This window comes from Streptomyces sp. SCUT-3, from assembly GCF_014083985.1.
Lineage (GTDB): Bacteria > Actinomycetota > Actinomycetes > Streptomycetales > Streptomycetaceae > Streptomyces_H > Streptomyces_H thermolineatus.
In genome coordinates, this window is sequence record NZ_CP046907.1 from 2333485 (window position 1) to 2345318 (window position 11834).

Annotated in this window: 9 protein-coding genes; 2 read left to right on the top strand and 7 right to left on the bottom strand. The window is 76.7% G+C overall.

What is annotated here, in order from left to right; translation table 11 throughout:
- Positions 1–157: 157 nt before the first annotated feature.
- From GQS52_RS10210 to GQS52_RS10235, 6 genes are all read right to left on the bottom strand, one after another.
- Positions 158–1381 carry a hypothetical protein gene (locus tag GQS52_RS10210; RefSeq protein WP_182313089.1) on the bottom strand — a complete coding sequence of 408 codons (1224 nt, stop codon included), beginning with the start codon at positions 1379–1381 and terminating at the stop codon, positions 158–160.
- 125 nt (positions 1382–1506) lie between these two features.
- Positions 1507–2382 carry a hypothetical protein gene (locus GQS52_RS10215; RefSeq protein ID WP_182313090.1) on the bottom strand — a complete coding sequence of 292 codons (876 nt, stop codon included), beginning with the start codon at positions 2380–2382 and terminating at the stop codon, positions 1507–1509.
- A 92-nt stretch (positions 2383–2474) separates the two neighbouring features.
- Entirely contained in the window at positions 2475–3644 is a 1170-nt protein-coding gene (locus tag GQS52_RS10220; RefSeq protein ID WP_182313091.1) for a VWA domain-containing protein, read from the bottom strand.
- Positions 3641–6076, bottom strand: coding sequence for a DUF5682 family protein (locus GQS52_RS10225; RefSeq protein WP_182313092.1), 2436 nt, complete (start codon positions 6074–6076; stop codon positions 3641–3643). Before GQS52_RS10225 ends, GQS52_RS10220 begins: the two co-directional genes overlap by 4 nt.
- A complete protein-coding gene (locus tag GQS52_RS10230; protein WP_182313093.1) occupies positions 6076–7161 on the bottom strand; it encodes an AAA family ATPase in 1086 nt (361 codons plus the stop codon). Before GQS52_RS10230 ends, GQS52_RS10225 begins: the two co-directional genes overlap by 1 nt.
- A 198-nt stretch (positions 7162–7359) precedes the next feature.
- Positions 7360–7797: a hypothetical protein gene (locus tag GQS52_RS10235; RefSeq protein ID WP_182313094.1), complete on the bottom strand. Its 438-nt coding sequence runs from the start codon at positions 7795–7797 to the stop codon at positions 7360–7362.
- 139 nt (positions 7798–7936) lie between these two features.
- On the opposite strand from GQS52_RS10235, the gene GQS52_RS10240 reads away from it, so the two are divergent.
- Positions 7937–9292 (top strand): SWIM zinc finger family protein, encoded by a 1356-nt coding sequence (locus GQS52_RS10240; protein ID WP_182313095.1) that lies wholly within the window; start codon positions 7937–7939, stop codon positions 9290–9292.
- Positions 9293–9371: 79 nt separating this feature from the next.
- A complete protein-coding gene (locus GQS52_RS10245; protein WP_182313096.1) occupies positions 9372–11021 on the top strand; it encodes a DUF5691 domain-containing protein in 1650 nt (549 codons plus the stop codon).
- A gap of 147 nt (positions 11022–11168) precedes the next feature.
- On the opposite strand, the gene GQS52_RS10250 is transcribed toward GQS52_RS10245, so the two are convergent.
- A complete protein-coding gene (locus GQS52_RS10250) occupies positions 11169–11582 on the bottom strand; it encodes a cobalamin B12-binding domain-containing protein (protein ID WP_182313097.1) in 414 nt (137 codons plus the stop codon).
- Between the last annotated feature and the right edge of the window lie 252 nt (positions 11583–11834).

Genomic DNA, 11834 nt, shown 5'->3' on the forward strand with positions numbered 1-11834 from the left:
AGGTCGGCTAAATCGCGGATCACACCCGCGCGGTGAGAACCGTCACAGAACAGGTGTGCCGAACAGTGGTAGGGACGCAGGGCGGGCGGCCCCCGAAACGCGTGGGGACCGCCCGGCCTGCGAGGCTCCGGCCCGCCGGGCCGGCCGGTTCGGGACGTCAGACCGCGGGGACGTCCGCGGCCGGGAGGGTGTGGAACACCGGCAGGGCCGGGATGTTCGCGGCATCGGTCAGGTCCGTGCCGACCGGGGCGGCCCGGCAGACACCGGCGGCGGCGTCGGCGGCCAGCACGGTGGCGTCGGCGGCGGCGCCCGCCGCCAGCGAGCCCGCGTCACCGGCCACGAGCTGCGCGAACGGCACGGCGCGGGCCGGCACGGTACGTGCGAGGCCCTCGGCCCCGGCGGTCACGCCGGACACGAAGGGGGTGACGCCCGCCGACGCGTGCTGCACCAGGACACCGGCGTCGCCCGCCGCCGTCCCGGCGACCGGCAGGACCGCGCCGACGGTGCGGTGGGCGGTCGGCGGCAGGGTGTCGGCGGTCAGGCCGTCGACGGCCGGACGGGCGTCGGCCACGGCACCGCGAACGGCCGGGACGACCGTGCCGACCGCCTCGGAGACCGCCTCCGGCCCGGCCGGAACGGCCGGCGCCCCGGGCACGGACGGCACCTCGGACGGAACCGACGGCAGCTCACCGGGGACGGCCGGAACGGTGGGCACGGACGGGACGGCCGGAGCGGACGGCACGGACGGGGTGCCGGGGACGGCGCCGCGCAGCGCGTCGGTCACCGCCTCCGGGCGGGCACCCGCACCGGCCAGTGCGCCGAGCAGGTTGTTGACGGTGCCGGGGGCTTCGGGCAGCTCCGGGGCCCCGGGAAGCCCGGACGGGGCCGACGGCACGGACGGGGCGGTCGGGGCCCCGGGGAGGGACGGGGCGGCCGGCACGGACGGCAGTTCCTGGGCGGGCAGTGTGCGGACGGCCTTGCGGACGGTCTTCTCGGCCTTCTTCGCGTCGGCGGCCTTCTCCGCCTTCTTCACGGTCCTGCGGACGTCGCCCGCACCGGCCCGCTGCCCGAGTGCGTCACCGGCGCCCTCGACGGCGTCGGTGGCGGTGCCGAGCCCGGCGGCCTTCTCGACGGCGCCGGTGACGGTGCCGGTCACGTCGTCGGCCGGCACCTCGGCCGGCAGGTCCCCGGTGGGCAGACCGGCCTCGGGCAGACCGCCCTCGACGGTGCCGGTGACGGTGTCCGCGGCTCCGGTCGCGGCACCGGTCACGGTGTCGGCGCCGACGGGCAGTCCGGCAGCGGAGGATACGGCGGTACCCATCGCCCAGAGGCCGGTGGCGGCAGCGGCGACGACAATGGAACGACGCAGGTTCTTGCGCATGGAAAAGCGATTCCTTCGAATTCGGGAAAAGTGTTCGGGCGAGGCAGACCTGACACGCCCCCGCGACGGCAGGTCGGCGTTCCTTCCGGATTCGGAAATCCGGGCGGGAGGGGGAAAGGCCTGCCTCAGGCCGGGAATTCGAGGATTTCGCCGGCGCGCTCGCGCGTCGGACGGGCGCCCGTGTCGCGGACACCGCCGGCCGTGGGGCCGAAGCGGTCGGCAGCGGGCGTGAGAGTGCCGTTCACGTCCCCGCCGCGGGGGCCGTTGTTGTCACCGGCGTTGTGGGAGGTGTGCCCGGAGGGGGCGTGGGGGGACTGCTGGGGTGCCCGGTCGTGCGACCGGCCGTCCAGGTCCCGGCCGTGGTCCCCGCCCGCCGCGTGCGGCTCGGGAGCGGCGGGGACGGTGTGCTGCAGGTCGGTGCAGGGGCGCTGCGCGTGCGGCTCGGCGTCCGCGTGCCGGGCGGAGCCCTCGGGCCCGTGGGGGCCGGGACGCGCGGCGCTTCCGTCCCCGTCGCCACCGGTGGGCGGTGTCCGGCCGGGGCGTTCACCGCCGACGGGCAGGTCCACGGAGATCCCGGTGGCGTCCTCGACCAGGTCGGTGACGGGCTCGACGACCGGCCCGGTGACCGGGTCGGTGTGGCGGGCGACCGGCTCCAGGGCCCGCTCGGCCCCGTCCCGGACGGACCGCCCGCCCTCCACGGAGTCCTCCGCCAGATCGACGCCCTGCTCGACCGTGTCACCGGCCTCGGTCCCGGCCTCGGCGAGGCCGTCGGACGCCTCGGCGTCCCCCGCCTCGCCGCCCGCCTCCTCCGCCTCCCGCAGGAGGTGGCCGGCCGGGGGAGCGACCTGCTCCGTCCCGGTACCGGCCGCCCGGGCGCTGCCCGCGAGGGCGAACGCGAGGGCCAGCAGACCGCCGAGGAACACGGCCACCAGCAGTGCGCGCCGGGCGGCCGGTGTGCGCGGCAGGCGCACGGCGGCAGGCAGGCGGAGCACGGCGGTCAAAGCGGGGTCCTCTTCCGGTGAATTGCGAAATCACGTTCCGGGGCGACGAACAGATACTTGCACGACGCCCGGGGGTGGACGCAAGTCCCGAATTACCGATGCGCATCCATGTCCGGTATGGGAAGGTCCCGTTTCTCGATTGCCGCGGCCATGATGTCGGGAAACAGGTCGGGGGTGCAGGCGAATGCCGGAGCGCCCAGGGCGGCCAGGGCGGCCGCGTGTTCCCGGTCGTAGGACGGCGCGCCCTCGTCGGACAGCGCGAGCAGCGCCACGAACTGCACTCCGGACGCCTTCATGGCGGCGACGCGCTTGAGCATCTCGTCCCGGATGCCGCCCTCGTACAGGTCGCTGATCAGGACCACGACGGTCTCGGCGGGCCGGGTGATCTGCGACTGGCAGTAGGCCAGTGCGCGGTTGATGTCGGTGCCGCCGCCGAGCTGGGTGCCGAAGAGCACGTCGACCGGGTCGTCCAGCTGGTCCGTCAGGTCGACCACGGAGGTGTCGAAGACGACGAGCCTGGTGGCTATGGATCGCATGGAGGCCAGGACCGCGCCGAAGACGCTGGCGTAGACGACCGAGGCGGCCATCGAGCCGGACTGGTCGATGAGCAGGACCACGTCCTTCTTGACGGCCTGCGAGGCGCGGCCGTAGCCGACCAGGCGCTCGGGGACGACGGTGTTGTACTCGGGCAGGTAGTTCTTGAGGTTGGCCCGGATCGTGCGGTCCCAGTCGATGTCGCGGTGGCGGGGCCGGTTGACGCGCGCCGAGCGGTCCAGGGCGCCGCCGACGGTGGCGCGGGTGCGGGTGGCCAGCTTGGCCTCCAACTGCCGGACGACCTTGCGGACCACGGCCCGGGCCGTCTCCTTCGTGGTCTCGGGCATGACGCGGTTGAGGGAGAGCAGGGTGCCGACCAGGTGGACGTCGGCCTCCACCGCCTCGAGCATCTCCGGCTCCAGCAGGAGCGAGGACAGGCCGAGGCGGTCGACGGCGTCGCGCTGCATGACCTGGACGACGGAGGTGGGGAAGTACTCGCGGATGTCGCCGAGCCAGCGCGCCACCCGCGGCGCGGAGCCGCCCAGGCCGGCTTCGCGGCGGCCGCCCGCCCCGCCGGTGCCCCTGCCGTCGCCGCCGTAGAGGGCCGCGAGGGTGCGGTCCATGTCGGCGTCGCGGCCGTGCAGTGCCACGCCGGTGCCGTCGGCCTCGGCGCCGCCGCCGAGGACCAGCCGCCAGCGGCGCAGCCGCTCGTCCGTGTCCGTGCTCAACCTGCTGTCCTCTCCGGATGGGTGGGGTGGTCCTGCGGTGCGGCAGGGGTTGCCGGTGCGCGGCCGAGGAGGAGTCGCAGCACGGGCAGCACGGCCTCGGCCCGTTCGGGGTCCGGCAGGTCGGCGAACCCGGGGACGCCCGTCCCGCCGGTCCCGGCGGAGGCACCCGCCGTCCCGCCCCCGGCCAGGCGCCGGGCCAGTTCGCCGACGGTGCGCCGCACCCCGGGGTCGAGTCCGGCGAACGTGCGGCGCAGCAGGGGCAGGACGTCGGTGAAGGCGTGCGCGGGGACGGAGGCGAGCCATCCGTCGAGGAGCGGCAGCAGCCGTTCGTCGTGGACGAGGAGCATGCCGCCCCCGGCGAGGAAGCCCTCGATCCACGCCGCGGCGTCGGCGGGCGGGGCCGCCGCCGACAGGGCGAGGCCCATCAGCCGTGCCGTGTCGTCGGCGGTCAGCCGGTCGTCGTCGAGCAGGATCCGGGCGGCCCTGCCGCGCAGGAGGCCGGGGACCACGGAGGGGTCCTCGCGCCCGGCCAGGGTGCGCAGGGTGTCCGCCCAGCGCTCCCGCAGCGGGTCCCGGGCAGGTGCCAGGAGCGAGAGGGCGGCGTGGGCGTCGTCGAGGTGGCCGCGCATCTGGGCCGCCCCGTCGGCGTCGAGGCCGGTGCAGGCGGGCGGCAGCCCCACGCGGATCCGCTCGGCCAACCCTTCGGCGACGCGCCGCAGGGCGGTGGTGTCGGTGCCGCGGACGTCGCCGTAGCGGGCGGAGCGGACCAGGGCGGGCAGGGCCCGGGCGAGGTGGCCGACGTCCGCGTCCAGGGCGGCGCGGTCGGCCACGGCCCGCATCACCGCGGGCAGCGCGTCCGGGAGGCCGGCCAGCAGGCACTGCTCGGCCAGCGCGGTGGCCCCGGCCAGGCCGGACGCGCGCTCGGCGCGGTCCTCGGCGTACGCGGAGGCCGCCGCGAGGACGGTGGTCCCCCACACGCCGGCCTCGGCGACGCGCACCGCCAGTTCCGGCTCCCACGACAGCCGCCAGCTCTCCCGGAAGGTGCCGGTGCTGCCGGTCCTGGACGCGGTCGGCTCGCCCCAGGGGACGCCGAGCAGGCGGAGCCGGTGCAGCAGCCGGCTGCGGGCGGCGTCGGTGTCCTTGCGCAGGTCCAGGTCGAGTTCGCGCTCGTGGGCCTCCGGTTTCAGGCGCAGCGTGCGCTGCAGCCTGGTCAGGTCCTGGTGGAGGGGGACGGCCGGGGCCTCGTCGGGCACCTCGCCGATGTCGTCCCCGACGACCATGCGGTCGTGGACGAGGGCGAGCGGCACGTCGGAGCCCTCGCACATCACGGCCCGCACGGCGTCGGTGGCCTCGCCGAGCCCGGGCAGCGGCCGGCCGCGCACGGCGGCGAGGGTGTCGGCCAGCCGCACCGCCTCGATGACGTGGGCGGAGGAGACGGGCCGGTCCTCCTCCCTGAGGAGTCCGGCGACCCTGGTCATCCAGCGGACCAGGGGCCGGTCGGGGGAGGTGAACAGGTGCCGGTACCAGCCGGGCGACTCGATGCCCGCGCCGTACCCGCTCCAGTGGCCGAGCCTGCGGTGGGTCCAGGGGACCCAGGTCATGCCGACCTTCACCTTGGGCAGGCCCTTGAGGAGCTGCCGGTCCGCCCCGACCGGGACCCTGTCCGCCAGGGCGGGCACGTGCCAGGCGCCGCAGACCACGGCGACGCGGTCGTACGCGCGGCGGGCGTCCCGGACGCGCAGCCGCATGTGGGCCTCGCGCACCGCGTCGCTGCGCGGTCCGGTGCCGCCGTGCGCGCCGTCGCCGCAGCGCTCGCGCAGGGCGGCCATGGCCTCGGCGAGGGCCGCGAAGGGCGCCAGGGCGTCGCCGTCGTGGTCGAGGCGGTGCTCGACCACGTCCTCCCACCACCGTTCCGGGTCGTCGTGGCCGGCGGCCCGGGCGAGCACGGCGATCGGGTCGACGCGCGCCTCGCGCCGCTCCGGCGCCCCGTCGCCCTCCCCCTGCGTGCCCTCAGCCCCTTCCTCCTGCTCCTCCCGCTCCCCCTCGGGGTCCGCGGCGAGGCTGTGCGCGGCGGGCAGGTCGATGAAGCGGACGGGGACGTCGCGCTCGACCGCCCAGCGCACGGCGACCCACTCGGGCGAGAACTCGGCGAACGGCCAGAACGCCGCCCGGCCGGCCGCGCCGCCCCCGGCGCCGCCGTCCGCCGCCGCGGAGGGGCGGGTGGTGGTCACCACGTGGGCCAGCAGGGCCACCGGGGGCCTCATGTCCTCGTGGGCGGCGAGTCGGACCAGCGCGTCGGCCTCCGGCGGGCCCTCGACCAGCAGCACCTCGGGCTTGACCTGTTCCAGTGCGGCGAGCACCGCCCGGGCCGAGCCGGGCCCGTGGTGCCGGACGCCGAGGAGTGCGACGTCCGCCTGCTGCTCCCCGCCCATCAGTGCGCCACTTCCCGGCAGGCCCGGTAGAAGTCCTTCCAGCCGTCGCGCTCGCGCACCACGGTCTCCAGGTACTCGTTGAACACCACGCGGTCCGCGGCCGGGTCGCGGACGACCGCGCCGAGGATGCCGGCCGCCACGTCCGAGGGCCGCAGCACGCCGTCCCCGAAGTGGGCCGCCAGGGCCAGGCCGTTGGTGACGACCGAGATCGCCTCGGCGGTGGACAGCGTCCCCGAGGGGGACTTGACCTTCGTGCGCCCGTCGGCGGTGACGCCGTCGCGCAGCTCCCGGAAGACGGTGACGACCCGTCGGATCTCCTCGGCGCCGCGCGGGGCCTCGGGCAGGTCGAGGGAGCGGCCGATCTGCTCGACGCGCCGCGCGACGATGTCGACCTCCTCCTCCACCCCGGCGGGCAGCGGCAGCACCACCGTGTTGAAGCGGCGGCGCAGGGCGCTGGAGAGCTCGTTGACCCCGCGGTCGCGGTCGTTGGCGGTGGCGATGACGTTGAAGCCGCGGACCGCCTGGACCTCCTCGTTCAGCTCCGGGACGGGCAGCGTCTTCTCGGACAGGACGGTGATCAGCGCGTCCTGGACGTCGGCCGGTATGCGGGTGAGCTCCTCGATGCGGGCGATGCGGCCCTCCCCCATGGCGCGCATGACCGGGCTGGGCACCAGGGCGTCGCGGCTGGGGCCGTGGGCGAGCAGCTGGGCGTAGTTCCAGCCGTAGCGGATCGCCTCCTCGGCGGTGCCGGCGGTGCCCTGGACCAGCAGGGTGGAGTCGCCCGCGACGGCCGCGGCCAGGTGCTCGGAGACCCAGGTCTTGGCCGTGCCGGGGACGCCGAGCAGCAGCAGGGCGCGGTCGGTGGCGAGCGTGGTGACGGCGACCTCGACGATGCGGCGCGGGCCGACGTACTTGGGCGTGATGACGGTGCCGTCCGGCAGTTCACCGCCGAGGAGGTAGGTGGCCACGGCCCACGGCGAGAGGTTCCAGCGCGCGGGGCGGGGGCGGTCGTCGGCGGCCGCGAGGGCGGCGAGCTCCTCGGCGAACGCCTCCTCGGCGTGCGGCCGCAGCACGGCAGTGGTCATGGTGGTCCCCCAACTCGGAGCGGGAATCAGCAGGAAGGCAGCCGGATCCGGCTGTGCTCCTCACTGTGGACCACCCCACTGACACAGCCGCCCCGCGACCGGCGGACGCCCCGTGGACGGCGGACGGCCCGTGGACGGCGGACGGCCCCGCACCGTGGGGTGCGGGGCCGTCGGGGGCGTGCGGTGCGCGGGGCCGGCTCAGCCGCCGGCGATCGGGGAGATCGCGATGCAGGCCGCGGTGCCCATCGCCCCGTCGCCGCTCTTCTGCTCGATGACCTTGCCCTTGTGGGTGATGGTGCACTTCACCTCGCCGCCCTCCATGCCGAGCATGGCGGTGACGGTGGGCGGGTCGATCCCCTTGAGGGTCACAGTCTTCTTCCACGGCGTCGTGGGCTTCTCGACGTTCTCCAGGTCGTGCGCCGACCTCCCGCCGCCGGGGGCGTAGTCGAGGGACTCGATGCCGGTCCCGGTGACCTCGTAGGTCACCTCGTACTCCTGCTCGGTGATCTTCTCGACCTCTTCGTTGACCTGCTCCTTGGCCGCCTCCTCGACGGCGGAGCAGCCCGTCGCCGTGAGGACGAGCCCGGCCGCGGCGAGCGCGGCCAGGGCGGAACGGACGCGCGTGTTCTTCTTCACTGCGGTGATCCCCCACTCAAGTTGCAAAGGAACCCGAAACTAGCCGTCACACCGCTTGCCGGGCAAGCACATTGCGGCCCGCCGGGTCCTCCCACGCCTCCCGGGCCGGATGTCAGTGGCCGGTCCTAGCGTCACCGGCATGGAGGAACGCTGGACTTCGGAACAGGTGCTGGGCCTCGCCCCGGACGCCGCGTCGCGCAAGGCCGGGACCAGGCTGTCGGCCCCCGGGCCGTGGTCGGACACGGGGTGCACCGCGCCCGCCGGCCGGGAGGGGACGGTGGTGTGGGGGCTGTGCAGGGGCAGCGGCAGCACCCCCTACCGCACGGTCGCCGACCTCGGCGGGCCCGCTTACAAGTGCAGTTGCCCGAGCCGGAAGTTCCCGTGCAAGCACGTCCTGGGACTGCTGCTGCTGTGGTCGGCCGGCCCGGGCGGCGCGGTGGGCCCGGCGGAGCCGCCGGAGTGGGTCGCGCAGTGGCTGTCCGCGCGGGCCGGCGCCGCCACCCGCAAGGCGCAGCGGGCCGCGGGCGGGGACGGGGACGGGCTCGCGGACCCGGAGGCGGCCCGCCGCCGCGCCGAGCTGCGTGACGCCCGGACGGCCGACGGCGCGGCCGAGCTGGAGCAGCGGCTGGCCGACGGGGTGCGGGCGGGGCTGGCCGGTGCCGACCGGTCGGACTCCCGGGCGTGGGAGGAGGTCGCCGCGCGGATGGTCGACGCCCAGGCCCCCGGCCTCGCCGCCCGGGCCGGGGAGCTGGCGGTGGTCCCGTCCTCGGGGCCGGGCTGGCCGGGCCGGCTCCTGGAGGAGTACGCCCTGCTGCACCTGCTCGCCCGCGGGGTCCGGGCCCTGGACGGCCTGCCCGAGGGGCCGGCCGCAACGGTCCGCTCCCGCGCGGGGCGGTCCGTCGACTCGGCCGCGCTGCTGAGCACCCGCGCGGTGCGGGACGACTGGCTGGTGCTGGGCAGCCGGGACAGCGCGTCCGAGAGGCTGACGACCCGCCGGATCTGGCTGCGCGGGGCCCGTACCGGTGCCGCCGCGCTGGTGCTCTCCTTCGGTGCGGCCGGCCGGGCCCCGGACCTGGTGCTGCCCGTCGGCATGTCCGTCGACGCGGACCTGGCCCACCACCCGGCGGCCCGCCCCCTGCGGGCGTCCCTGGGCGAGCGGCACGCCGCGCCCGCGCCCGGCCCGGTGCCGCCGGGGACGGCGGTGGCCGACGCGCTGTCCGCGTACGGCGACGCCCTGCGCGACGACCCGTGGCTGGACTCCTGGCCCGCCGTCCTGGCCAGCGTGGTGCCCGTCCCCCTGGACGACGGCTGGCAGCTGGCCGACGCCGACGGCGGGGACGCCCTGCCGGTGGACCCCGGCGCCCGGGGCCGCGCGGGCCTGTGGCGGCTGGCCGCGGTCTCCGGCGGAAGGCCGGTCACGGTCTTCGGCGAGTGCGGCCACCGGGGGTTCTCCCCCGTCACCGTCTGGTCCGGCACCGAAGCCGTACCCCTCTGACCGACCGTCCCGCCGGACCGGCCGCCCGGCGCCCGCGCCGGCCGGACCGGCCCTGCCACCACCTCCTGCGAGGGTCCCCATGACAACCTCCGCCCGCCCTTCCTCCGCCTCCCCGTCCCCCTCCTCCGCAACCGCGACTCCCTCCTGGGACGATCTGGTCAGCACCGCCCTGCTCGGTGTGGAGCGCCGCACGCCCCCGTGGCTGCAGGGGGCCGACGACCCCGCCGCGGCCCTGCTCGACCTGGCCGCCGTCCGAACCGTGCAGCGGCGCGCCGGGCTGCGTCCGGGCACGGCCGCGCCTCTGCCCGAGCCGGCCCGGCCCGACCCCCGCCCGGAGCTGCCGCCCGCCGCCCGGCGCCGTCTGGCACTGCTCCTGGCCGACCGGGCGGCGGGCGGTTCCGGTGGCCGGAACGGCTCCGCGCCCAACCTCGCCGAGCTGCTCCCGCAGTGGCTCGCCGCGGCGAACGCCCACGGCTACCGCGCTCCCGCCCCGCTGCTGGACGCGCTGCTGGACGCCGCCCGGGCCCGCAGCGACCTGCGTCCGCACGCCCTGGAGCTGGCCGGTCCCGGGGCCCTGTGGCTCGCCGCGCTCAATCCCGACTGGAAGTTCGCCCTCCGCACCACCGCCCCCGCCTCCCCCGGCGCCGCCCCGCCGCCCGGGCCGGAGGAGCGGAGCACCCTGTGGCAGGAGGGCCTCTTCGCCGAACGCGTCGCGCTGCTGGCCCGGCTGCGCGCCACGGACCCCGCGGCCGCCCTGGAGCTGCTGCGCTCCACCTGGGCCCAGGAGCGGGCCGAGGACCGGCTGATGTTCGTCGACGCCCTGCGCGAGGGGCTGTCGGCCTCCGACGAGCCGTTCCTGGAGGAGGCCCTGTCCGACCGCAGCAGGAACGTGCGGGCGACGGCGGCGGAGCTGCTGTCCGCCCTGCCCGGGTCGGCGCTCGCGGCCCGCATGGCCTCGCGGGCCCTGGCCTGCGTGAGCGCCGTGCCCGGTCCCGGCGGCGGGCTGCGGCTGGTGGTGGAGGCCCCGGCCGGGTGCGACGCCGCGATGGAGCGGGACGGGGTGGTGGCCAGGCCGCCGTCGGGCCGCGGCGAGCGGTCGTGGTGGCTGGGCCAGCTGGTCGACGCCACTCCGCTGTCGGCGTGGACGGAGGCGTTCGGCCTGCCGCCCGCCGCGCTGGTGGAGCTCCCGGTGGCCGACGACTGGCAGGCGGACCTGCACGCGGCCTGGAGCCGGGCCGCGGTGCGGCAGCGGGACGCCGGGTGGGCCCGCGCCCTGCTCGGCCCGCTCCCGGAGCCGGCGGTGCGCCCGGCCCCGGTCGGCGACCCGGCGCGGCTGCTGGCCGTGCTCCCGGAGGAGGAGAGGGCCGCGTGGGTGGCCCGGTTCGTGGAGTCCCAGGGGCTGGCCGAGTCCCACTCCATGCTGGGCGTGTGCGCGGTGCCGTGGTCGGAGCCGCTGGGCCGGGCGGTGGTGGACGCCCTCGACATCGCCCGGGACGCGGGCAGCTACCCGTGGAGCTTCAGCGGAGTGATGGGACTGGCGGAGCGTTCCCTGGACCCGTCGGCGGTCGACCGCGTCGCCCCGCTGGCCGCCCTGCCGGAGGAGACGGAGAACGGCTCGCCGGGGGCGGCCGGCTACTGGTCCGAGGCGTTCGGGCGGCTCGCCGCGACGCTGCGCCTGCGCGCCACGATGCTCCAGGAGCTGCGGCCGGACCCGGCCGCAGCCCCCTGACGGTCCCGCCGCCCGGCCGGGGCCCTTGCGGAAGGCGCCCCGGCGGCCCGGGGCGCGGCCCCGGTTCACGGCCCCGGAGCCCGAGGTCCGAGGATCCGGGGGCCGGGGATCCGGGACCCGGGGCGGGGCCGGGTGGGGCGGGGTGCCTCAGGCGTCGGCGTGCGCGCCGACGTTGGCCCGGACCCACTCGACCACGTCGCCGGTGGGCGTCCCCGGGGTGAAGATCGCGGCGACGCCGGCCTCCTTGAGCGGGGGGATGTCCGCGTCGGGGATGATCCCCCCGGCGAACACCTTGATGTCGGCCGCGTCCCGCTCCGCGAGCAGCTCGATCACCTTGGCGCACAGCGTCATGTGGGCACCGGAGAGGATGGACAGGCCGACCCCGTCCGCGTCCTCCTGGATCGCCGTGTCGACGATCTGCTCGGGGGTCTGGTGCAGGCCGGTGTAGATGACCTCCATGCCCGCGTCCCGCAGCGCCCGTGCGATGACCTTCGCGCCGCGGTCGTGGCCGTCGAGGCCGGGCTTGGCCACCACAACTCGGATCGGACCGGACACACCCATCACTGCCTCCTGCACGACTTGCCTGACCCGGGATGCCATAGCTGGCACGAACGTGAACGAACGTTATCCCCAGCATCCCGCAACCGGCTGTTTCGCAGTACTCGGGGAGGGGGAAATCACACTCAGGCACATTTTCACACCCATCGGTCCAGTGGCGGCCCGCCCCCCGGGCACCACCCCCGGGCCGGTCACACACAGGATCCGCAGGGGATCCGCGCAGGGAGCCGCAACCGGGCGGCCGCGCCGGCGCAC

Bases quoted from the DNA above. Each gene is read 5' to 3' on its own strand.
- GQS52_RS10210 (WP_182313089.1), bottom strand. From the start codon at position 1,381: ATGCGCAAGAACCTGCGTCGTTCCATTGTCGTCGCCGCTGCCGCCACC.
- GQS52_RS10225 (WP_182313092.1), bottom strand. From the start codon at position 6,076: ATGGGCGGGGAGCAGCAGGCGGACGTCGCACTCCTCGGCGTCCGGCAC.
- GQS52_RS10230 (WP_182313093.1), bottom strand. From the start codon at position 7,161: ATGACCACTGCCGTGCTGCGGCCGCACGCCGAGGAGGCGTTCGCCGAG.
- GQS52_RS10240 (WP_182313095.1), top strand. From the start codon at position 7,937: ATGGAGGAACGCTGGACTTCGGAACAGGTGCTGGGCCTCGCCCCGGAC.
- GQS52_RS10245 (WP_182313096.1), top strand. From the start codon at position 9,372: ATGACAACCTCCGCCCGCCCTTCCTCCGCCTCCCCGTCCCCCTCCTCC.
- GQS52_RS10250 (WP_182313097.1), bottom strand. From the start codon at position 11,582: ATGGGTGTGTCCGGTCCGATCCGAGTTGTGGTGGCCAAGCCCGGCCTC.